The organism is Chryseobacterium sp. Bi04, from assembly GCF_918698085.1.
In the GTDB taxonomy this organism is placed as follows: Bacteria; Bacteroidota; Bacteroidia; order Flavobacteriales; family Weeksellaceae; genus Chryseobacterium.
In genome coordinates this window covers 925,419-949,744 of record NZ_CAKKLP010000001.1, presented here as the reverse complement: position 1 = coordinate 949,744, position 24,326 = coordinate 925,419, and the positions used below count along the sequence as shown (strand labels likewise).

Here is a 24,326-nt window from a genome sequence, read left to right as displayed (position 1 = left end):
CGTTGGTTTATTGTTTTAATTATTCAGATTTTACAATCTCTGTTTTTTCAGAAACCCCGTTGGCATTAAAAGCTTCAATCTGAAAAAAATAGGCATCCGCTCTATCAGCTCCTGTAAAGAAATATTCATTTTTCCCATACACCATAATATTTCCATAGAGCTTGTCAGGAGATTTTCCCCAATAGATCACATAGCCGTCTGCTTCCGGGTTTTGCTGCCATTTCATCCAGATGCTCCTTCTTTCACCATATTTCTTCGGATCGGCTCTTAAAGGCACGAAACCTTCTACTTTTTTAGGCTTTTCTCCTGCTCCTTTTCCAAATACCCTGAAGCCACTTAATGCAAATTTTCCGGTAGGCATTTTAAGATTCTCCATTTTAAGGAATCGTGCCTGTGCCGGTTTTTCCAATTCAATATAATCGTGGGGAACATCTTTGGTATTTTTACTTTTATCAACAATTACTTTCCACTTTTTCCCATCATTAGAGCCATAGATTTTATACTGGTGCATTTTTCCTGAAGTTTTCCCCAAAAATTCAGCATCCTGATCTGCATAGTTAACCTGGATTGCATTAATTGTAGAAACTTCACCAAGATCGGTTTGAAACCATTCGCCGGAATTTCCTGTTTTCGCACTCCAGTAGGTCTTAATATCTTCGTCTACTGCGTAATTGGGCTGATAACCGCCTAAAGTGGATGAAACCTGAACAGGTTTATTATAATTCAGCAGCATCCATCCTGCAAAAAGGCCCTTAGTGAAATCTTTACCCTGGGCATATTGGGGAAGGTAAGTAGGATAATCTCCATAGGCCGTATTACAATACATTACATCATCTTTATCAAAACCGGCCGGCCAGATTCCGAGTCTTCTTTCAAAATTATTTTTAGTAGAAATAAAAATGGTCGAAATATGCCACCAGTTTTTGTAATTATCTTCAAAAGTAGCGCCATGGCCTGCTCCTCTTGCAAAACCTCCCGGCTTATAGGAAAACGGATTATGCTGCTGGTATTCGAACCCTTCCAACGGGTTTTTACTGACATATACCCCATCTGAATATCCGCTGAATTCTGTAGCCGGAGCACCATACTGCATATAATATTTCCCATTATGCTTTGTCATCCATGCTCCTTCTACAAAAGGCTGAAGAAAAACATTGTCATTGTATTCCCCGAAACGTTCCCATCCATGGTCTTCAGGTTTTAATTTAATAATCGGCTTTACAAAACCTTCTGACTGAAGGTTTTTAACTTTTACTTCTGTTCCCAACAGCGGCCATTCATTGCTTGATCCCCAATACAGATAAAGCTTATTTTTATCTTCATCATAATGAAACGCAGGATCCCATGCGCCCACTTTTAAAGTATCTACTGCAATTTTCCAGTCATCCTGGGTAGGGTTTGTACTTTTCCAGATGGGAAAGTCCTGCTCCCATGTAGAACCATAGACGTAGAGTGTGTCTTTCATAGCCCAGACTGCCGGAGCATTCAGATCATGAATATATTTGTTGTCTCTGAGGAATTTTCTTTTTACAAACTTCCAATCCAGCATATCATCACTGTACCAGTATCCTTCCTGATTGGTAGAAAAAAGAAATAACTTATTCTTAAAATTGACAATTACCGGATCAGCGGTAGCCCGGTGTTTTCCCTGTTTTGAAAAAGCTTCAAAAGGGGTATAACCATAATCAATATTAATAGGGTTACAGAATGTTTTCTGCTGACCTCCAGCCCATATTCCCAGGAAAATAGCCAATGATAATAAGTAGTGCCGCATCTTTATATTTTTTGCCTTACAAGCAAATTTAGTTAACTTTTTTTGGTTTTCTCCAAATAAACCCATCCAAAAGATAGTGGGTAAGCTGTGGTACTGCCAGCAGTGGGATCAAAAATGAAAGGATATTCTCTGATATTGTAAAGTTCAGGGAGAAGTGTTCATTCCAGACCAACGTTTCCCACAAAAGCTCTTCAAAGAAAGCGAAAGCCAAAAGTACTCCTGCAAATAAAAAGATTCCTGTTACAGATTTAAAGATCAGCAATCTATTCAACTGCTCATCATCTTTCTGTTTGATTTCACGGATATAGATCAATGCGATATAAGGGATTCCATGGGAAATAACATTTAGAAAAGTAAAAATAAGGTCATCATTAAAATAGACGATTCCAAAATACCATGAAAGATAGGTTCCGGTAATAAGTGATGTTTTGGGAATATTCAGTTTTCTATTTTTCACCGCAACAAAAACAGTCTTTGAAATCCATATTAGAAGGATAATAACATATAAAACGGTTATAAGACCAGTATAATCCGGGAGCCTTTTAAACCAATCGAATTCATTGCTGACAAACCAAGTGAAGGCACGTGGTGTTTTAAACCAATACAGCATTGGATAAATGGTGGCAGCATACACCGCAACCTCATCTATTCTTTTACTCCAATTACCGGGTTCAAAGCGGACATAAATCCTCATAAAACCATACTGCTGACGGATAAAGTGAAAAACAGCCACCAATGCTAACACCGACCAAAACGTCAGATTGCCAAACTGAAATAAGGCAATCCCCAGCAACCAGCTTAGCATCGGGATTCCCAAATACAGCAGCTTTCTTTTTTGAACCCGGCCTTTTACCAGGTAAGTTTTGAATAAGGTGGAATAAACATGGGCAACATCCACAAAAACAATAAGGAAGAGCCAGGTATAGAAAGAATAACTGCTTTCGAGTTCCTGAATCTGCTTTTGAAAAAGGAAGATGATCAGCAGAATAAGGAATGGTGGGGACAAAATAAACCACCAGTCTGTTTTTGCATTATGTATCCAGGGCTGTTTCATGTGGATATTAATTTGTTTTTAAATAGTCATTTATAGTCTCAGCATTGTCATTTGTCCTGAGGTTTTATCAGTCAAAAGCGATTTCATATCATTTGCCCGGCAGCTCTTCGTCCCTGATAAAACGCTTCTTCAAAAATAGATATTCCGGAAAGATCAGAGTGTGCAAAGAAAACTTTGCCGTCTATAGGTTCTTTTGCTGCCTGGGCAGCCTCCCCAAAGATCTGGCTGGGAACAGGGGCAATCATGGCATGTCCTATTTTATGAAACTGCATATCCAGAATAAAGTCTTCTATCAGCGGATGGGCTTTCTTTAAATCTTCCAGTACAGAAGATTTAAGCTCGTCTTCTTTCATTGCATACAGTTTCCTCCTGGCTTTTCTGCAGTCATTGGTAGAGAAGCTTTTGTAATAGGTAATCACCTTTTCACCCATAATCTGATTAACATTCTGATGCTGATCATAAATATAACCCAAGCCGGCTGACCTGTAGATCACATTATCCCACGCCAGTTCTTCATCACCTCCAAATTCATTTTTCAATGTAATGGTAGTGAGTAACCAGGGAACATAGTTAAATGATGATGCTTTTTTATGATTGAAAATTCTCTCGTTTACAAATTGAGGTACTGCACATAAAACCTTTTCAGCAATGATCTTTTTGGTTTTCTTCTCTGTATTATCAAAGCTCAATACTTCAACGGAATTACCAATTTTAATATCAAAAACTAAATTTTTAGGTAATAATTTCCCTTTGGTATATTTGGAAAAATGCTGTACCAGTCTGGCATTTCCTTCCGGCCAGGTGAAAACCTGATCTTTGTATTTTTGGCTCCAGTTATTTTTTCTGCCTGCAAAATAATGAATCCCGGCCCATGCAGAAACAAACTCAATCCCTAAACCATAATCATCTTTGCATGAATAGTCCAGCAACCACAAAAGCTCTTCAGACTGAAAATAATATTCTTTCAGCCAATCCTTAAACAGCATATTTTCCAGCCTTACTACTTCATCTTCCCTGCTGGAATCCTCAACAGGAATAGCAAACCAATATTTTCCAAGTGCATCTTTCTTCAGACGGAAACCATCCATCATTTTGAAAAACCGGTCAAGTTCTTTCTGGGTTTCTGTGGAGATTCCTTTTTGAGGAACAATATCATTTTGCCATGAGTTTTTGAAAAACAATCTCTCCTGCTGTGGAAAAGTCATCTGGTACTCATCAAGAACAGGCTCACCGTGCTCGTCTGTACCCAGATATATTTTACATTCCTCCAGGAAATCAATGATTTCAATATTTTCTTTATTGGGTAAGGGTAGATAATGGGCTCCCAAAGGGAACTTGGAGAATTTATTCTTTCCGTTGGAGGAATTACCCCCTAAATGATTCTCCATTTCCAAAATAAGATAATCGTTCTCGTTATTCTGGCTGAAAAATCGGCAGGCTGAAAGTCCGGAGATCCCACTACCCACAATAAGGTATTTTGTGTGGATAACTTCAGAAAATTGTGGAAAATCTTTTGCCCACAACTTATGTCCCAAAATATGATTGGTCCCGGTAATATGAAGAAGCACAGCCTTCACTTTCTTTCCACAATACTGTAGAAAAGGAAGCATCAAACTGCCCAGCAATACTGTTGTAAGAAAATCCTTCCTACTGAACTTTCCCCCACTCTTCATCGAAATAACGAACTAAAATCTGGTTATCCAGACGGTTAACTTCTACCTCTTTCACCTTCATATCCTTATTAAAGTAGGATAACTGTGAAAAATTGTAATCATAATATTTTAAATTGGGAAGCTTTCTGAAAATCCTGTTGTTTACCGGTTCATAGGAAGCCATTGAAAATCCCCACTCTCCAAATGAGGGAACATAGGTATGGTAAGCAGCAGTAAAAGGGAATATCTGATTCATTGTTTTCTCTATACACCAGAAAGATTTGGGAGCAAAATAGGGTGATGTTGTCTGCACTACAATTTTAGTCTCCGGCTTTGTCAATCTTTCAAGTTCTTTATAAAACTGTAAGGAATACAGCTTTCCCAGGCTGTAATTGGATGGATCAGGAAAATCGATAATCACAACATCAAACTTCTTTTTGTTCTCTTTTACCCATATATAAGCATCTTTATTAATCACTTCCACCTTAGGATTGGATAGGGAACTTTGATTCAGCCCGCGCATGGTTTCATTGGTTTTGAAGAAATGGGTCATCTCTCCATCAAGATCTACAAGACTAATTTTTTTTACTTCTTTATATTTCAGTATTTCACGGACTGCAAAACCATCGCCTCCTCCCAGCACCAGAATATTCTCAATATTTTTCGCCATAGACATCGCGGGATGCACAAGCGCTTCATGATAACGGTACTCATCTGTGGAAGAAAACTGTAAGTTATTATTTAAGTATAACCGAAATTCATGATTATTTCTTGTTAAAACAATTCTCTGATACGGTGAACTTTTGGTGTAGACCACATTTTCACCATATAACTTCTCTTCAGAATAGGATAAAATGGTATCTGAAAAAATGAAAAGGCCTATCAACAAAGCAAATGCTGCTATTGATTTTATCCTTAAAGAAATCGGTTTTGATAATTCTTTTTTAAGATAAAAGCATAAAAATATGGCGATAGAAATATTAATCAGTCCAAAAAACAAAGGCGTTTTTACAATTCCCAACTTCGGAATTAAGACTAAAGGAAAAAGGATCGAGGCCAATAAGGCACCAATATAGTCGAAAGCAAAAACGTTTGAAACTAAATCTTTAAATTTAACCCTGTCTTTTAAAATATTCATGAGCAATGGAATTTCCACCCCCACTAAGCATCCTGTAAAAAAGACAAAAAGATATAAAACACTTTCAAAATGAGCTAATGTATTAAAGAGAACAAACAATACAACAGAGCTTATTCCGCCAATGATTCCCACCAAAATTTCAATCTCAATGAATTTATCGATGAGATTTCCTTTCACAAATTTCGCAAGATAGGAACCTACTCCCATTGAAAAAAGGTAGACTCCAATAATGAAAGAAAACTGTTTAACAGAATCTCCCAAAAGATAACTTGCCAAAGCTCCGGCAACCAATTCGTAAATCAGTCCGCAGGTAGCGATGACAAATACAGAAAACAGCAAGAGTAATTCATGAGAGATTCTCTTTTTATCCATGAATTGCGGCGCTTATAATCATTGAAATTCCTATGATAAATGCTCCGAATACAATGGCCAAAGCGATATTTTTATTCTGAGAGATCTCATGCCATGTTTTTTCAGGGGTCAGTTTTTCTATAATGAAATAGCACACCAGTAAAATAGCGATTCCTAAAAATGAATAGAGAACCGAATTGATTATGGGTAATACATTGAAGTTGTCCATAGTTTATAATTTATTTGTGATAATATCTGTAAAATCCTCTTCCGGTAGAATGGGCTCTGGTAGTTCCGTCACGGTAAGTTTCTGTTTTCTGGCAGTCACAAACCTGATTTCCCTGATAAGTAAGGTATACAAACCAGCTCAGGAAAAGCCCTCCTACCAGCGAAAGGAGCCAATTTTCTCTTATATAGTTAAAAATATTTGTAATCATGCTTGGTAAGGTGAGTTTGAACTATTTTTCCACTTATTAAAATTAAAATAATACCTTCCAACGCGCATGAGCACGTAAAGAATAATCATGATGACTAATATAAATGTAAAATTCCAGAATGAAACGGGAAGCCATGTCGCTTTGATCTGAACAGAAGAATTATCTGAAGATAGGCCGGCGGAAGACCTGATGGCTTCAGCAGTAATTAAAGAATCCAGTTTCTGTGTTCCAAAAGATTCTCTCATCAGTTTTGCTGTTTCCGATGAATCTTTATCCAGCGTTTTTCCGTCTGTAAAAGTTGTAGAAAGTCCTTTAAAATTGTCTGTAACCCCTATATTTCCCATTTTATCGCGAGAGATTGTCACCTTTGAATCCGGTGATTGGAAATTGGTTAATACAGGGTAAGATCCTTCATTTTCTGCTGAAATTACAAAATGATATTTCCCTGCTCCTACTCCACAAAGGTTGAATTCTTCAGACTGGCTTCCTTCAGACCAGCTTTCACCATCTTCATAACCATGATACTGTTCTATATCCTTCGAGGTATATACCGCTTCATTGGTATTTTCATTGACAAGGCTCAACTGAACATTTGCCCACGAGTTATCAACATTCGAGAAAACATTTACCTTTAGGGGTGCTGAGCCTCCTGAAAGGGTAAAGCTTTTACTGATAAGCTCTTTATCCCGTACATCTGAAAAATTAACCGTCTGCTCTATAACCGTCTCATTGGTTCTGGAAGTATACACATACAACTGGAACAGGCATATTAAAAGTCCCGCTACGCAAAAGATATTAACAGCTTCCTTCATATTCACATAATAGGGCTGAACGATTCCAATGCCTGAAGAGTTCGGCATATGGGAAAGCGTAAAGGCCCGTTTAATAGTATGCTTTGAAATATGAGTTCCGTAAAAATAGTTTGTTTCCCTTCCTGAATTCTCCTGAGAAATCATATGAGTCCCATTTACATATTCTTTGTAAGTAGCCAGGGTGAAATCAAGTTTATCTTCAAAAAAACCTGTTGCTGCATGAATACTGCATTGAGAAGTTTCGTACCAACGATAGTTTTTACCGGCATAAGTGGCCAGTTTAGAATTTTTACTCTTAAAATCATTAGGATGCATGGGGGTAAGAAATACCCAATGGCCATCACTTTCACTCAGGAAAGCACCTTCTCCTTTATTGTTCTTCAGATAATATTCACGCCAAAAAATATTGGCTCCATATTTTCTGACTATAATAGCAACGACTGTGTATTCTACATTTTCAATTTTCCCTTTTTTCCCAACGTCCAACACTACATTTTCTGTAGGAACATTCAGGTGTTTTGAAGATTTATTAGTAGTTAGGTCAATGAGATGAGAACAGATTTGACAAACGTATTCTTTGACAGGAAACGTAAGGTCTAATTTATTTTCTGAATCACATGCAGGGCAGACATAATGCATTTTTATCTGTTAATTTTGTGTTTTTGAATGGTATTAGCTTTAAAATACTGAATTACCTCATCTGCAATCTGCTCTACCTTTGAAGTATTGTCCTGAGTATAGTTACAAAGAAAAACGTCAAAAGTAAGCTGTTTAAATTCCGGCCAGGTATGAATACAAAGATGGGACTCCTTGAGACATACTGCAGCCGTGAAGCTCTGATTGTCAAAAATATGATTGGTAATTCCTACAATTTCCACATCTTTAGTGGCCAGGATACTTTCCGTAAATTCCAGAAAACCCTTGCTGTCTATTAACAAATCTTCTGACTCTGTTTCCAAAGTCAGAAGAATATGTAAACCTTTACTTGATAATGGTTTCAATTAATTTTTTTTGTAAATATATTATTTTTTTGGCAGAAAAACTTCAGCAAGCATACATCTCGCACTTCCACCACCATTTACTTCAATGGTATTAAGATCGGAATAGATAATTTCACAATACTTTTCAATGGCTGCTACCTGCTCAGGATGTAAAGACTGATATGCTGTCTGGCTCATTACCAGGAACTTTTCTCCATTTTTATTTTGAACCTGAAGCATATTTCCTGCAAACTGCTGCATTTGTTCTTCAGAAATTTCTACAATCTCTTTTCCGGAGTTTTTGATGGTTTCAATTACTTTTTCTCTTTCCAGCTCATCATCAATACAATCAAGACAGATTACCACAAATTTGTCTGCCACACACATCATTACATTGGTGTGATAAATGGGAAGCCTTTCTGTACCTACGGTCTGATAGGAATGAAAAACAATCGGTGTGAAATCATATTTTGCACAGAAGTCTCTGAATAACTGCTCATCCAGCCTTAGAGAGACAGATCCATAAGCAATCTTGTTATCATGATCGAAAATCATACTTCCTGTTCCCTCCAGAAAATGTCCCTGAGTTTCAGAAAATGACCAGTCATCAATTTCAGCAACATCGAATCCCTGATCCTTGATGCTTTCAATAATATCTTCTCTTCTTTCCACTCTTCTGTTGGATGCGAACATCGGATATAAAACCACTTTTCCATCCTTATGGAAGCTCACCCAGTTATTAGGGAATATAGAATCCGGGGTATGAGGATCCAATGTATCTTTTATGGAAATCACGTTGATTCCTTTATTTCTCAGTTTTCCGACAAAAGTGTTGAACTCAGCCAAAGCCTTTGACTGGATATCAACCCCTGTCTGTTCAATCTGAAAATAGTTGTTTTTCGCAGTTTCTGCGTTATAACCGAATGCTATCGGCTCTATCATTAATACGGTATCTGTTGTCTGCATATTTTTTAATTTAAAAATTAAAAGATTGAAAGATTAAAAATTCTCTCACACTTTTAAACTCTACTACCCTACAACTCAATTATTCTCTCACAAGGGGCATTGTAGAGCATCTCAATAAACCACCCATTTTAGAGATTTCTCGGTAAGGTATTTCTTCTACTATCATTCCCCATTCGTTTCTCAAATGGTTATTCATTCTGGTAAAAGCTTTATCGGAAACTACAATTTCGGGCGAAATAGAGAAAACATTCGGGAACATTTCAAACATCTCTTCGTCATTGATATGGAAACAGTTCTCTTCTCCAAAAATATCAATAATTAAGCGATAATCGCTTTCGTCTACGAATCCGTTTTTATAGATGATACATTTGTCTTCTCCAATCGGGTTAAAGGTACAGTCCAAATGCAAAATTCCTTCAAATGGAATTTTATCATTTTTCTTCAATTCAAGATCAATGATTCTTTTCTTGGGAAAATATTCTTTTAAAATTTCTATGGCATATTCATTCGTTCTTGCCGTTTTATAATTTCTATAATCTTCGCTGAAGCATGTTCCTATAAAAAGAAAATCATTCCATACAATTACATCTCCGCCTTCAATATGTGCTGTTTCCGGAAGGTTGATAATTTTTCTCCAGGCTACTTTTTCAAAAACGCTTTTGTATGCTTCCTGCTCATCTGCTCTGTCAGCAATCACATTGGAAATAATCATTTTATCATCAATAACAAAGGCTACATCCCGTGAAAAAACCTGATTATAGTCTTCGATAATGCTAGGGCGAAGTACTTCAACATCATACTTCTTCAATACCGCTTCAAAAGCGTTCATTTCATTGATAATATCCACCTCTTTAGGATAGATATTGTGTTCGATTGAGTAATATGACTTGGCGTCATAACTTTCTTCTAATGTGGGAACGGGTCCCAAAGAATTAGGCTGGCCTAGAACTACTGACTTCAGCCTTCCCGTTTCGTTTTTAATGTTTAGTCTCATAAAGATTTATGCAATACTACAAATATAAGTAAAGGACTCTACCTGCAAAACTTTTGCATTATTTTATCCAGCAATTTTGAATTTATTAATACAATAACTCCACCAGGAATTTTCACTTCCTTCTTACTATTTTACCCGATATCCGGGAATAAAATCAAAATCTCTCATTACATATGATCTACAACCTGCTATATTTCATCTACATAAGAATGAAAAAAAATAGTATAATCATAGAATATCTTCATACCTTAGTGATATAATTCTCGCGAAATTATAATTAAAACTTAACTACTTAACATCAAAACAACAAAATCATGAACAAGAACAATCCAGTGCTGAAAAATGCACAAAAATTAGGAAGAGAGCAACAAAAATCCGTTATGGGAGGAGCTCCTATCTCAACTGGCAGAAGATGCTGCGAATGGGACGAAAATGGAGTATGCTTTATATGGACGTGCGACAGATGCCAATGTCCATAATAAATTAAGAACCTGCTTTTTCAAGCAGGTTTTCTTTTATCTTGCCCTATTCTCTTCTTCTGTCTTCTGAATTTCTTTATTCTGGTATTTTGAGCTTCCAAAATTATAACTCAATGAGAGAAAGAAGCGGCTGCTATCCCACCAATGGGTAAAACGATTATCCATAATCTGTTTATGCCGGAATTCCAGGCGCTGATCATAAGAATCAAGAATATTATTATAACCAATTTTGGTGTTCAGTTTGTTATCCAGCCAAAATTTTTGGACTGAAAGATCTACTGTGTAACGTGGTTTTATGATGTAAAGGCTGTTACCGGTTTTGGATTCATAATTCGCAAACAGAGTAATGGTATATCCTTTAGGCAGAGTAAAAACCTGGTTCAGTCTGATTTCATAATTATAGATCTTCAATGCAAAAACCTCGTCAAGATAGGGTCTGAATTCATAGTTATAGTATCCTGCAAACTGGCTTGTTACGCTCCACCACTTATTAATTTTAACGGGAAAACTGGTTTCCAGAGCGGCAAATTTCCGGTAAGGAAGATTGGTTCCCAAGTATTCCAGTACATTGGTTTCCGGATTATACAGCGGATATCGTGTCATTACATCTTTTTCTTTTCCAATGGTAAAACTTGTGATCCAGTTTTTGTGTCGGTAAGTAGCCTTGATCTGGCTAGTAAAAGAAGGTAACAGATAAGGATTTCCTATCCAGTAATTCAACGGGCTGAAATAAAACCGGAAGGGATTAAGCTGTAAAAAAACAGGTCTGGTTATTTTTCTGCTGTAAGAAAAAGACAGCTCATTAGAGGTATCAATGGTATAGCTTGCACTGAAAGAAGGCAGCCATTCCAAATAATTTCTTGAGACGATAGAATCTACCGTAACTGCATTAGAAATACTGTTTGTGTTTTCAAACCGTATTCCTGCATTGATCTGAAGCTTTCCAAATTTTTGCCTGTAAGCCAAATAACCAGCCCATATTTTCTCTTTATACGAAAATATATTGCTTCTTGCCGGGTCAAATGTAAACTGTCCAGCTACTGATAAGGTATCATACCTGATATTGTTATTGGTATCGGACTGACTGTATTTAATTCCTGCTTCTATATCTGCGTTTCCAATCTTTTGGGAAGCATCAATTTGGCCCGTGTAAATACCAATTTTATTAAAAAGATCAGATTTCCAGTAGGATAATAATTCTGATGAGCCTTTATTTCTATTGATAAAATCGTCCTGCTGTTTGTTCTTAACGGAGAGATAATTACCCAAAAGATCAATTTTAAAGCCTTTATTTTGAAAAGAATAACTGGCTGTTATCCCGTAATTATCCTGGGAATAAGCGATTGGATTTTCACTTTCGGTATGAGAAACAAGTTTCGTTTCACTTTTGTCAGTGGTATATAAAGATCCTGAACGGATACGGTCATTTTCCCGGAAATTCCCTCTTAGATTTACACTTGCCCGGTTCTTATCATTCAGCCTGAAATCTGCGCCGGCTTGAATGCTATAGACTGTTCCCATATCTTCCTGATCGGTATTGGTTCGCATAATGTTCGTATTGGCCAGCCGCTGCAGTGCCTGATAACGATATCTTGAGATTCCGTCAGTGTATCCTGCTTGCAAATTATAAGCAATCTTTTCTGTATTATAAGTTAAATTCAGAGAATTCTCCCGGAAACTGAATTTATTGACATAAAGATTTCCATTATAGCTTCCCTTCCAGCCAAGATTGGTATTCTTTTTTAATTTAATATCAATGATACCCTTGAATTCAGCATCATATTTTGAAGAAGGATTGGAATTGACTTCTATTGATTCTACCATTTCTGGTGACAGTGACCGTAGATACGCCTGTAATTCCTGGTTACTCATCACTACAGGTTTTCCGTCAATAAATATTGCGGGGGTTAGTCTTCCCCCAATAAAAATTCCGTTTTCCTGATCTACCGAAACTCCCGGAGTTTTCCTAAGAACTTCAAGAAGATTTGTTGATGTTTTAAAATCTTTATTACCGGAAACAGCCATCACTATATTTCCATTATTTAACTTTAGATTTCGTGAAGCAGATTGGATAATCACTTCTGAAATATTTGTCGTTGCAGATTTTATGTGAGTAAGAGAATCTGAGACCTTTCCTTTTAAAACATCCTGAGCTTTTCCAGAAGTTGACAGAAACACAAGCAACAGAAGCACCCATAATTTGATATTCATAAATTTTAAATTTTATGAATCAAAAGTATTGGCTTGCAGTAAGAATAGGGTTTTGAAGTTTAAATTCCGCAGTACGAAATTATAAATTTGAACTCTGAAACTTAGAATCAGAAGGGGCTTGCAATTGCTTATACAAAAGAGGCGTAGTATTTTTAAATCTCTTAAATGTAGAGAAAAATGTAGACTTGGAATTGAATCCCACTTCATATCCTATCTCTTCAATCTTTAAACAGGACCCATTTTCAATTTTTTCACAGGCTTCATCAATTCTGTATTCATTGATATATGTGGAAAAGCTTTTTCCCAGATTGTCATTCAGCAACTGGGAGAGCTGATGAGCAGACATATTCATTCTGGAAGCGAGATCACTTAATTTCAGATTTGGATTTTTATACAGTTCTTCTGAATTCATCAATCGTTCCAGCTTTGAAACAAAACTGTCTGCCCGTTCTTCAGAGATTTTCTTATTAGAATACTTATTAAGTTCTTTGGTAGAAACCTGTTGATGGTTTTTGTTAAATAAAATGAGAAAATTAGCATACAATACAAATGAAAACACCAGGCTTCCTCCTGCACAATAGATCGCCACCCAACCTGTAGAGATCAGCTGATATGTCAAAAAGATAATCACATTACTGATCAGTACCGGAAGAACAAATTTGTTGGCAGTTTTACTATTCTGCTTTGACAATATATAATACTGGTATATGGCCAGAAATACAAATACTGACCAGGCTGTATAAATAAAAGTTCCAAAATAATGATCCCATGTAACCGGAAAGAATAAATACAGTAATCCTACAGCTCCTAAAATAAGGGTTAATATTCCAAAAAACCGCCGGCAGCTTCTCAAATCAAAGTCTTCCTGCTGAAAGGAAGATTTAATGTAATACAATAAGGCAGGACCTGTAAAGAACAATGCTGACAGTCCCAAATGTGGAATAATCCTCGGTAAGTCCGGATAGAAATAGATACCTACTGAAGTTCCAACTCTTAGACTTAGCATCAACAGCAGAAGCCCCAGGAAAAAATCCGGAAGATATTTCAGCTTTTTGACAAACAACAGGTAAATTCCAAGCAAAAGCCCATTGAAGGCTCCTACTGCACTGAAGAAAAATAACATCTGTTGTCCAAAGGTCATGATTTACTAATTTTTATTTTTTTACAGAAATAGGTTACAAAGCCACCCATAGAAATAAACTTTAAGTTCGTTTTAATTCATTTAGCTTATTCATTTAGCTTTAGTCAGTAAATTTAATAAATTATTGAATTGAAATTCAAATAGATAAATATTTTTTAGGTTTTGGCTAAAGCCAGTGGATTTTTTTCTATTTATTAACAGGCTAAAGCCCGTTTCTATTGAATGATAAACGTTATGGATAAAACATTATTTATATCCTTGGGCCGGAAAAGATATAATATAGACAAAGACTAAGGGTCATAATGAGAATAGTTGTATTGATTATTTATCACTTATTATTCATTACCTATTACTCACCTCTATACTCTTAGCCCCTATAGTAACGGTTACCCCGCAACATAAGCTGGAAAGCCGGAGGATATGGGGGTGATAAGGTATTGGAGTGAGGAGTATGAGTGGATAGCGGGAAATAGCTTCTGATCCTGAAAAAATAAAAAATCCCAAAGCGTGCTTTGGGATTTTAATATGATAAAATGAAAGATTATCTGCTTGCAATATCGATGTAGTTTCTTTCCTGAGCTCCTTGGTAAACCTGTCTTGGTCTTCCGATTGGGTCTCCTTTCAGTCTCATCTCTTTCCATTGGGAAATCCATCCCGGAAGTCTTCCTAATGCAAACATTACTGTAAACATTTCTGTAGGAATTCCTAATGCTCTGTAGATAATACCTGAGTAGAAGTCTACGTTTGGATATAGTTTTCTTTCGATGAAGTACTCATCCTCAAGAGCTACTCTTTCTAACTGCATGGCAATGTCCAGAGCTTTATCCTGAATCCCCAGTGCAGTAAGGATATCGTCAGCTGCTTTTTTAATGATTTTCGCTCTTGGGTCGAAGTTTTTGTAAACTCTGTGTCCGAATCCCATTAGACGGAAGTTATCATTTTTATCTTTAGCTTTAGCCACATATTTGGATACATCACCACCGTCTTTCTCGATAAGCTCAAGCATTTCGATTACTGCCTGGTTAGCACCACCGTGAAGAGGTCCCCAAAGTGCAGATACTCCAGCAGAGATAGAAGCGAAAAGACCAGTGTGTGCAGAACCTACCATTCTTACTGTAGAAGTAGAACAGTTTTGCTCGTGGTCAGCGTGAAGGATTAATAATTTATCTAATGCATTGACTACTACCGGATCGATTTCGAAATCAGCGTTTGGTAATCTGAATGCCATTTTGTAGAAGTTCTCTACATAGCTTAGATTGTTATCCCCGTGGTTTAATGGTAAACCTTGAGTTTTTCTGTATGTCCAAGCACAAAGGTGAGAGAATTTAGCGATCATCAGCTCAGCAGCGTGATCCATTTCTTCTTTAGAGTTTACGTTAACGGCTTTAGGGTTAAAAGCTGTCAATGCAGAAGTCATAGAAGATAAAACTCCCATAGGGTGAGCAGAACGAGGAAAAACATCAATGATCTTTTTCATCTCATCTGCGATGAAGTTATATTTTTTAATATTGGTGTCGAAAGAAGTAAATTGATCCTGAGTAGGTAATTCTCCATGTAATAAAAGGTACATTACTTCTGTGAAGTTAGATTTCTCAGCAATCTGCTCGATTGGATAACCTCTGTAGAATAGCTCCCCTTTATCTCCGTCTAAGTAAGTGATGTCGCTAATAGTAGCTCCTGTATTTTTGTAACCTAAATCCAGAGTGATTAAACCTGTCTGGTCTCTTAATTTTGAAATATCAATCCCTCTGTCTCCGATAGTACTATCCACGATAGGATATTCATATGAATTACCGTCGTAATTCAATATTACTTTGTTGTCTGACATTATTTATTATTTTTTTTAAATATACCACTTTCCATAAAATACGGCAAACAAAAATTATCGCTTGCCGTTATTTATAAATTCAATTATCTTTTAATTTTAAAAGCCTCTAATCCCGGGAAAATTGCTGTTTCACCTAAAGCCTCTTCTATTCTCAACAGCTGGTTGTATTTTGCCATTCTGTCTGATCTTGAAGCAGACCCCGTTTTGATCTGTCCACAGTTCATAGCTACCGCTAGATCAGCGATAGTAGCATCTTCTGTTTCTCCTGATCTGTGAGACATTACTGAAGTGAATTTGTTATTCTGAGCCATTTGTACTGCAGCCATTGTTTCGGAAAGAGATCCAATCTGGTTTACTTTTACAAGAATTGAGTTTGCAATTCCTTCTTTTACTCCTCTTGAGAGTCTTTCTACGTTTGTTACGAATAGATCATCACCTACCAATTGTACTCTGTCACCGATTTTATCTGTTAACATTTTCCATCCTTCCCAGTCATTTTCCTGCATACCATCTTCGATAGAAATAATAGGATATTTAGCGGCCAATTCTGCTAAGTAAGAAACCTGCTCACTGCTTGAGAACTGAGCAGCATCCGGAGTTTGGAATTTTCTGTAATCGTATACTCCATCTTTGTAAAATTCTGAAGCAGCACAGTCTAATGCTAACATCACATCATCACCTGGCTTATATCCAGCTTTTTCAATAGCCTGAAGTAAAGTATCCAAAGCATCTTCAGTTCCTTTGAAAGTAGGTGCGAAACCACCTTCATCACCTACTGCCGTAGATAAACCTCTTGAATGAAGAATAGATTTAAGGTTATGGAAAATCTCAGTTCCTTTTCTCAATGCATGAGAGAAAGAATCAGCTTTTACCGGCATCACCATAAATTCCTGGAACGCAATAGGAGCATCAGAGTGAGATCCACCATTGATTACGTTCATCATAGGAACAGGAAGTGTGTTTGCATTTACTCCTCCTACATATTTGTATAAAGGCATTCCCAATTCTGCAGCAGCAGCTTTTGCTACGGCTAAGGAAACTCCTAAAATGGCGTTAGCTCCTAGGTTTCCTTTGTTTGGAGTTCCATCAAGATCAATCATGATCTGATCGATATAGTTCTGTTCAAAAACCGGCTGTCCAACTAAATTTTCTGCAATTACTTCTTTTACATTTTCAACAGCTTTCAGAACTCCTTTTCCTAAATACTCTGAACCGCCGTCACGCAGCTCTACTGCTTCATGTTCTCCTGTAGATGCTCCCGAAGGTACAGCTGCTCGTCCCATTGCTCCGCTTTCTGTAAATACATCCACTTCAATGGTAGGATTACCTCTGGAATCTAAAATTTGTCTTGCTTCTATATAAGAAATTGCACTCATTTTTTATTTTTTTAGTTTATACAAATTTAATCAAAATTTAACTTTTAGGGGTATTTCGAGGTGTTATTTTAAAATTATTCTGAGTTAAATTTTAGTTAATTTCAATATTATGATAAGTAAGAATTCAAAAACGGGAGAACCATTTCCTAATTTTATTCCCCGTCCCATTTAATACAAGAAAAAAACCTTCTTTGATTTGTTTCAAAAAAGGTTTTATCATACTTACACTTTTTCTAATTTTCCATTTTTTCAGAATAGACTTAAAAGACACTAACAACTATCAGTCAGACAGGTTCGCTGCTATGGAAAAAAAGCCAAAAAGATTTCCGTTATCCGGATCATATTTCACTGTTATCGGCAGCCAAACAGCTTTGAACAGGTTTATTCTTAAAGTAGAATTGAGACTGAAAATACTTTTTGGAGAATTGTAAGTTTTTCCGAACTGGTGTTCTAACTGAGTGAAGAACTTAAATTCCATCTTGGGTTCGTTATCTTTATTCTCAAGTAACACTTTATTCATCCCAAAATTGATTAAACCTACCTGATTATCATAATTTGTGGCTTGGTTCAGTGTATCTTTAGAAACTTTAAATGTGGCATTGGCTTCTATTTCCCAGGGTTTTCTTTGGAGTTTATTAGAAATCCCTACCGTCATTTTTGTTGCCATATTATAAATTCCCTGTTTATTTTCTCTGTCGTACTCCATAGCCGGAGAAACGGTCCAGAGCATTCTTCTTGAATAGGTTTCAGCAACTTCTTTATGCAGCATTTTAAGAGGGTCTTTTCCTTCCCGGTAGTTTTTTACAATTCTCTTATAATCTTCATCTTTTGTGACTTCTCTAAAAACATCACCATCAAAATTAATTTGGTTAATATCATTTGTAAGCGCCATAAAATCGCTTTTTTCTTTAGCATCGTCCCATTTTTTGTTTAAAGATTCCAGTTCTTTAGTATTGATATAGTCTTTTAGTGCTTCCAGTTCCCCATCTATATCTGTCTGTACTTTGCTTATTTCCTTATCTTCTAACCCTTCCAATACATCATCAAATTCTACTTGTTTCGATTGGCTTTCTTCATGGCTTAAATTCACCTTTGAAAATAAAGCCCGTAATCGTTTGCTTATTTTTGTCTGGGCAAAGCATGTATCCTCATATTTTGAGCTCTTATGTAATGATTGCAATATCGTATTGATCTGCGCTTTTACCGAATCAATTTTCTGATTACTTATTTCTTCTTTTTTTAGGAGTAAAGCATACAGTGATTTTTTAATATCAGCCTGTATAAACACATTCTTTTCAAGGGCTGCAAAATCTTTGGAATCCAATTTTTTTGTTTTTAAATCTTTATTATTAACAATTGCAGTTGTAAATCCAAAATAAATACTCGATACTGAATTTTGTTCGTTGGCTTTTAGCTTAAAATCAAATGAGGTTTGCTTAATAAAATCACTGGGTTCATCTTTTGAAAGATGGAATAAGGAATCAATGGCATACAATGTTGTATTAATACTGAATGATTTCTCTTCACTTGTAATGTTGTTCAATGCCGTTCTAAGAAATGTTGTCAGGATTTCTTTTGTATTATCTGTTTTGTAAAGATTAATAGCTTTATTGATCTCAGCTTTATCTTTTGATAATATTTCTATCTCTTTCTTTTGTGCTTTTATACAACAGCTGAAACATAAAAACACAAATACTATGATATTACCTATTGTTTTCATTTCTTTGTTTTTATGATATATCCTGGTGAAAAATCTGTATTTGAGAATGAAGCCTGAACAGGTTTTGCAATATCACCTGTGATGTTCATTTCAAATGTTCCAAACGTAAATCCTGTAATATCCACAATGTATGAAGTCCCTGGCTCCAGGTCATCAAGCTCAAAAATGAAACTTTTGTAGAATACTTTTCTTACATCATAGGGTTTATTGGTGGCATTAGAACTGAATACATCAATTATTGCCATATTATTTACACCTGTGCATGTTCCTTGAATGGTTAATTTTTTCATGATCTTAGTTTTTAATTATTGTTTATTGGGAGAATGAGTTAACGATCTTGTAAAAGAAATTTCATGGCTATTTGTTTTATATCTCAAATTTCCGCCTAAAAAACACGCCTGTCAATTACCCAAAAGGGTGATTATAAAAAGAAAACAGCACCATTTAAAATGATGCTGTTCAAAAAAAGCTAATAATTATTTACAGTGTTATCTTAAAGAGTAAGCAGGTTCCCGATTCTCCGGAGGACTGTTCAAACTCACCACCTTGTTCATTCATCCTTCTTCTCATATTCCGAAAGCCATTTCCTTCCCGCTGCCCTTCGGAGATTCCAATCCCGTTATCTGATATTTTCATAGTAAAGACATTTTTTTCCTGGGAAAATGAAAGTTTCAGTTCATCTGCGCGGCTATGCTTATACCCATTATTAACCGCTTCTTTCAAACATAAAAAAAGATTCCGTCTCAGTTCTGTAGAGATGGGAATTTCTGATACAATATCTATGCTTTCTGACCATAGTTTTATTTGGGTCTTTTTAAGAAAATGATCAGCATATTGAATTGCATAGTCTATAAAGCTACCCAACGTATCATTTTCTGAATTCAGGCTCCAAAGCATTTCCCGCATAGAGATATTCATTTCTTCAGAGGTTTTCAGCAATTCATTGATATCATCCTGCACATCATCGTTTTCCACTTTCTGTTTTAGGAATTCAGCCTGAAGTTTAAGGGCCGAAATGCCTGCTCCAAGATCATCATGCATATCATGGGAGATACGTTCCCGCTCCTGCTCTATAGACTTTTGTTTTTCGAGTTCTTTTTGAAGAAGCTGGTTTTGATGTTCAGCTTCTTTAAGTTGCTTCTCCTTGAGGTATAAAAGCTGTCTCTTATTATACATTAACACCACAAAAACAATAAAACAGACAAAGAACATCATTACTGAAATTGCAATAATGTAAGCCAATTTGATATCATCCTGAATATGGGTCATTGATGTGATTGTTGTCTTTCATATGTAAGTAATGATATATAAAACATACTATACATCATGATGTTAATAATATTTTGTCCAACTTTTAAAAACTGCAGAAATTCGTTATCATTCTCTGCGAAAAAAAACATTGGGGTTACTCTGAAAATAAAAAAACAACTCCACATCAATAGTGCAGTAGAAATCCAGAAAACAGGATCATTTGTAATTTTATGCTCATCAAAAAAGGATATTTTCTGATAAAACCAGAGCATTGCATTAATAATATAAAATAAGGTAATTGTTATTCCTATTCTCTTATCAAAATCATTTTCTAAAAAATGAGTACAAAAAATGATATAACCTAATGATATCAATGTACTTAACAGTGCTATTTTTTTTAAAACACCTTTAAAAAGCTGTGAATAGTAAAAATAAAAGAATACAATACAAAAGATAAAATAAAGATTGTACTGCAGCCCTACCTTTACATCCGGATTACATTGATCTCTGGTGAAGGAAAGCCACTCATTCATAAAAGTGATGAGAAAATAAACAAAAAGATAATTCTGGGCAGAGAAAGAATATTTTCTACCCAGATAAAAAGATTTTATTAAAGGAAATAATAATAGTATCTTATATATAATTCCTATCAGCATTTTGATTAGGGTTTTAAGTCACCTGCATCATAATAAAAGTTGATAATATCACTTGATATATTCACATCCCTTGCCGCACTTGTATCATCGTAATTCGTTTTTACAGCAAATGAAATTCTTGAGTCTTTATTTTTGGTGTAGTCTATTAAAGTACTGTCTTTTCTGGTAAAATCTTTAAACTGAATGTATTCAAACTGAAGATCAATAATTTTATGCAGCGTCATTTTTTCAATTTCGCGTGTCATCTGAAGATATTTTTTTATATCATCAATGGTATATACAATCATGTCACAAGGATCATTTTTGCTAACATGGTCCACCAGATTAGTTTTGAAAAGATCAAATCTTTTCTTTTTATCTCTAAATGTATTATTCGCATCCGGTATAAAATGGTCACCTGATAAAGTATAAAGCACATCTTTATCATGTTTCAAAGCATTATCATCTGATAAGGTCATTCCTAAAGATAAAGAGTCGTGTTCATCTGTAAGGAAAAAGAACTTTGCATATTTTTTTTGAGTGCCATTAATCATTTTTTCAAAGTCACTGTAGTTTAAATTAATTTTAAGATCAGATTTTAGATTCAGTTTTTTAAAATTCTCTTTACCCTTTATTATTTCTTCATTCGAAATCCTGTCCAGAAAATCTATTTTAAGGTTCCCTTTTTTATCTGTCAGTACATTTTTATTTGTATCTGACACTACGGTATCTCCGGTCTTTTTACACGTTATTAACAACAACAGTGTTATTAGCGGAATAATTTTTAAAATTTTAATAGTTTTCATGGTTTCTTAGTTTTTAGTTTGGTTGAGTTTATTGATGGCCTCCACTTTATTATTGACGTGAAGTTTTCTGTAGATATTTCCAACATGTTTTTTTACCGTATCCATGCTGATGAATGTTTTATCGGCAATTTCTTTGTACAGAAGCCCTTGTGAGAGGAGTTCCAGGATTTCTTTTTCGCGCTCGGTAAGCTCATCAAAGCCTTCAACCTCAGGAGATTCTTTTTCAAAATGATGCAGAACTTTGCGGGCGATAGAGAAACTCATGGGAGCGCCTCCGTTGTGTACGTCCCGGATAGAGGAAAGAATTTTATCCATACTTTCCCCCTTTACAAGATATCCCATAGCCCCTGCTTTTAAGGAATTGAAGATTTTTTCATCCTCTTCAAAGCTTGTACACATGATAAATTGAGTATTGGGCATGTCTTTACGCAACTTGAGTATGATTTCAATTCCCAGCATATCCTGTAACTGAATATCCATCATCACAACATCCGGAGAAATACTGGCGAGATTATTCAGGGCATCATTGCCATCAAAGAACTGAGCAATTACTTTCATGTCCTGTTGATAATTGATTACCTTCTTCAACGCATTGTTGTAGTTCTTCTCGTCTTCTACTATGGCTATAGAAATACTCATGTCCTTTTTGTTTGAAACAAATTTCAATAGAAAACAAAGCCGAATCAATTACCCCTTTGGATAATTTTAAAATCAGAGTTTACATTTATGGTTCAGTCTTTAGTTTTATTAAATTTAACTAATTTTTCGCTTTAAAAAATAAATTATTTAATAATAATTTCAATTAAATAAACTTAACGTTGAATTAATAATAATTTTATAGCCGAAAAATCATCAGTTATTTCACAAGCTGTTCCAGAATCGGATGATCAATACTGCTTATCGAATTGTTATTTTCAAAAATTTGTTCGAATATCTGAATCTTATTGCTGCCTTTTTTCAACCAGACTCCGGGAATGTATAATGTTTGCTGAGGGCCCACTTTACTCCAATAGCGTCCTATATTTTTTCCGTTGATGAAAACGATTCCTTTACCCAGTTTCCGCATATCAAGAAAAGTATCTCCCGTTTCGTTAAGCATAAACTCAGCTTCCTGAATCACGGGGGAATGAGAAGCTATATTTTTTACTTTGTCAGAAAGATTTGGAAATGTATCAAAAGGTAAAGGAAGCATTTCCCAATTTCCGGAAACTTCAGTGCCTCCCATTTTTACCGGGCTGATAATGCCTTTTGTATTGTGAACAATATCAGCTCCATAATTAATCCGACCCATATTTTCCACCAAAATCTCCAGCCTGCTTCCGGCTTTTATTTCAAGATCAAGATCGTATTTTTTGTTAACCCTGTTAAGCTCTCCTTTCCAAATGCCATTTATGTAGACATTGGCATAATCCCTCAATCCTTTTATCTCCAATATGCCTTTCTGATCTTTGTCGAATTTCCTTCTGTACAAAACGTACCCATGTCCGGTATTTAAGTCTTCAAAAGTGAGTGGCTGATTATTAACAACAGGCTTCTGCTGGTCAGTTATATCAAACAGGCTATTGAGCTTTGAAAACTTAATTTCAGGAATTGTAATTACTTTCATGGGTTTGGGAACTTCCGGAAGATGATCAGGATTGATTTTCTGAAAAGCTTCTCTCAACGCATTATATTTCGGAGTAGCCCAGCCTGCTTCATTGATAGGTGCATCATAATCATAACTTGTAAGATCAGGCTGAATATCGTGGTCTTTATCATAATTAGCTCCACTTGTAAAACCAAAATTTGTCCCTCCATGAATCATATAGTAATTAAAGGAAATTCCATTTTTTATATACAGCTCTGTCTGTTTCAGCACCTGTTCCGTGGAAACTTTTACAAATGGTTCTGCCCAATGATCCAACCATCCCGGATAATATTCCGCAACCATATAAGGCCCTTTTCCGTTATTGTACTCATTGATGCTTTTCTTTAAAACATCAATATCACTTTCACCATTTGCAGTAGGTAAAGCTCCGATAATAGATCCTCCTTTGAAAAGGGAACTTCCATCTGAAGTAAATAAGGGTGTGGAAATCCCAGCCTTCAAAAGCATATCTTTTATTTTGTGGCTGTATTTACGATGTTGGTCTAAAGGAATATCTTTTCTTTGGGCAACATAAGATCCAAATTCATTTTCTGCCTGAACCATAATCACAGGGCCTCCGTTATTAATCTGCAGGGGAACAATTTGTTTAGCCAGCTGATTGATGTATTTTTCACATTCATCTAAAAAGGCTTTATTATCTGTTCTTATTTCAAGATCTTTATTCTTTTGCAGCCACCAGGGATATCCACCAAACTCCCATTCTGCACAGACATAAGGGCCGGGACGAATAATAACATACAATCCTACTTCTTTTGCTGTTTTAATGAATTTCTGCAAATCCTTCTCACCGGAAAAATTCCATTTGCCGGGAGTTTCTTCATGGTAATTCCAAAAGACATATGTAGTAACAGTATTCAACCCCATTGCTTTCATCATTTGAAGGCGGTGCTTCCAATATTGTGATGGCACTCTCGGGTAATGCATTTCACCGGAATAAATGGTGAATGGTTTTCCATTTAATAAAAATTGACCATTTTTAACTTCAAAATTTCCTTTTTGAGAAAATATTAGATTTATGGAAAGAAAAAATAGAATTACGTACAGGTATTTACTAAGATTTTTCATATTTGTGA

20 protein-coding genes are annotated in these 24,326 nt (G+C 35.7%); all 20 read right to left on the bottom strand.

What is annotated here, in order from left to right:
- Window positions 1-19: 19 nt before the first annotated feature.
- Window positions 20-1,774, bottom strand: a complete 1,755-nt coding sequence (locus LQV47_RS04205; RefSeq protein WP_230034145.1) for a discoidin domain-containing protein — start codon at window positions 1,772-1,774, stop codon at window positions 20-22.
- A 28-nt stretch (window positions 1,775-1,802) separates the two neighbouring features.
- Complete coding sequence (locus LQV47_RS04200) at window positions 1,803-2,828, bottom strand: hypothetical protein (RefSeq protein WP_230034144.1); 1,026 nt, start codon at window positions 2,826-2,828, stop codon at window positions 1,803-1,805.
- An 83-nt stretch (window positions 2,829-2,911) separates the two neighbouring features.
- The gene (locus LQV47_RS04195; RefSeq protein WP_230034142.1) at window positions 2,912-4,501 is read right to left on the bottom strand and encodes an NAD(P)/FAD-dependent oxidoreductase; all 1,590 of its coding nucleotides are present in this window, start codon (window positions 4,499-4,501) and stop codon (window positions 2,912-2,914) included.
- On the bottom strand, window positions 4,476-5,990 hold the full coding sequence (locus tag LQV47_RS04190; protein ID WP_230034140.1) for a polyamine aminopropyltransferase: 1,515 nt from the start codon (window positions 5,988-5,990) through the stop codon (window positions 4,476-4,478). The genes LQV47_RS04195 and LQV47_RS04190 overlap by 26 nt, the downstream gene beginning before the upstream one ends.
- On the bottom strand, window positions 5,983-6,198 hold the full coding sequence (locus tag LQV47_RS04185; RefSeq protein ID WP_230034139.1) for a DUF350 domain-containing protein: 216 nt from the start codon (window positions 6,196-6,198) through the stop codon (window positions 5,983-5,985). Before LQV47_RS04185 ends, LQV47_RS04190 begins: the two co-directional genes overlap by 8 nt.
- Before the next feature lie 10 nt (window positions 6,199-6,208).
- Window positions 6,209-6,406, bottom strand: coding sequence for a hypothetical protein (locus LQV47_RS04180; RefSeq protein ID WP_230034137.1), 198 nt, complete (start codon window positions 6,404-6,406; stop codon window positions 6,209-6,211).
- The gene (locus LQV47_RS04175; RefSeq protein WP_230034135.1) at window positions 6,403-7,857 is read right to left on the bottom strand and encodes a DUF4178 domain-containing protein; all 1,455 of its coding nucleotides are present in this window, start codon (window positions 7,855-7,857) and stop codon (window positions 6,403-6,405) included. Before LQV47_RS04175 ends, LQV47_RS04180 begins: the two co-directional genes overlap by 4 nt.
- A 2-nt stretch (window positions 7,858-7,859) precedes the next feature.
- Entirely contained in the window at window positions 7,860-8,219 is a 360-nt protein-coding gene (locus LQV47_RS04170) for an S-adenosylmethionine decarboxylase (RefSeq protein WP_230034133.1), read from the bottom strand.
- Between the two features lie 21 nt (window positions 8,220-8,240).
- Window positions 8,241-9,164 carry a citrulline utilization hydrolase CtlX gene (gene ctlX / locus LQV47_RS04165; protein WP_230034131.1) on the bottom strand — a complete coding sequence of 308 codons (924 nt, stop codon included), beginning with the start codon at window positions 9,162-9,164 and terminating at the stop codon, window positions 8,241-8,243.
- A gap of 79 nt (window positions 9,165-9,243) precedes the next feature.
- Window positions 9,244-10,158 carry an arginine deiminase family protein gene (locus tag LQV47_RS04160; protein ID WP_230034129.1) on the bottom strand — a complete coding sequence of 305 codons (915 nt, stop codon included), beginning with the start codon at window positions 10,156-10,158 and terminating at the stop codon, window positions 9,244-9,246.
- A 515-nt stretch (window positions 10,159-10,673) separates the two neighbouring features.
- Window positions 10,674-12,848, bottom strand: coding sequence for an outer membrane beta-barrel protein (locus tag LQV47_RS04155; protein ID WP_230034127.1), 2,175 nt, complete (start codon window positions 12,846-12,848; stop codon window positions 10,674-10,676).
- 79 nt (window positions 12,849-12,927) lie between these two features.
- Window positions 12,928-13,989 carry a helix-turn-helix domain-containing protein gene (locus LQV47_RS04150; RefSeq protein WP_230034125.1) on the bottom strand — a complete coding sequence of 354 codons (1,062 nt, stop codon included), beginning with the start codon at window positions 13,987-13,989 and terminating at the stop codon, window positions 12,928-12,930.
- 541 nt (window positions 13,990-14,530) lie between these two features.
- The gene (locus tag LQV47_RS04145; RefSeq protein ID WP_230034123.1) at window positions 14,531-15,817 is read right to left on the bottom strand and encodes a citrate synthase; all 1,287 of its coding nucleotides are present in this window, start codon (window positions 15,815-15,817) and stop codon (window positions 14,531-14,533) included.
- A gap of 83 nt (window positions 15,818-15,900) precedes the next feature.
- Complete coding sequence (gene eno, locus LQV47_RS04140) at window positions 15,901-17,193, bottom strand: phosphopyruvate hydratase (RefSeq protein ID WP_047491487.1); 1,293 nt, start codon at window positions 17,191-17,193, stop codon at window positions 15,901-15,903.
- Between the two features lie 280 nt (window positions 17,194-17,473).
- Complete coding sequence (locus LQV47_RS04135; protein ID WP_230034115.1) at window positions 17,474-18,913, bottom strand: hypothetical protein; 1,440 nt, start codon at window positions 18,911-18,913, stop codon at window positions 17,474-17,476.
- The gene (locus LQV47_RS04130; RefSeq protein WP_230034113.1) at window positions 18,910-19,203 is read right to left on the bottom strand and encodes a hypothetical protein; all 294 of its coding nucleotides are present in this window, start codon (window positions 19,201-19,203) and stop codon (window positions 18,910-18,912) included. The genes LQV47_RS04135 and LQV47_RS04130 overlap by 4 nt, the downstream gene beginning before the upstream one ends.
- Window positions 19,204-19,393: 190 nt before the next feature.
- The gene (locus tag LQV47_RS04125; RefSeq protein WP_230034111.1) at window positions 19,394-20,182 is read right to left on the bottom strand and encodes a histidine kinase; all 789 of its coding nucleotides are present in this window, start codon (window positions 20,180-20,182) and stop codon (window positions 19,394-19,396) included.
- Between the two features lie 643 nt (window positions 20,183-20,825).
- Window positions 20,826-21,605, bottom strand: coding sequence for a hypothetical protein (locus LQV47_RS04120; protein WP_230034109.1), 780 nt, complete (start codon window positions 21,603-21,605; stop codon window positions 20,826-20,828).
- A gap of 6 nt (window positions 21,606-21,611) precedes the next feature.
- Window positions 21,612-22,244 (bottom strand): response regulator transcription factor, encoded by a 633-nt coding sequence (locus LQV47_RS04115; RefSeq protein ID WP_230034107.1) that lies wholly within the window; start codon window positions 22,242-22,244, stop codon window positions 21,612-21,614.
- A gap of 217 nt (window positions 22,245-22,461) precedes the next feature.
- A complete protein-coding gene (locus tag LQV47_RS04110) occupies window positions 22,462-24,318 on the bottom strand; it encodes a beta-galactosidase (RefSeq protein ID WP_230034105.1) in 1,857 nt (618 codons plus the stop codon).
- Between the last annotated feature and the right edge of the window lie 8 nt (window positions 24,319-24,326).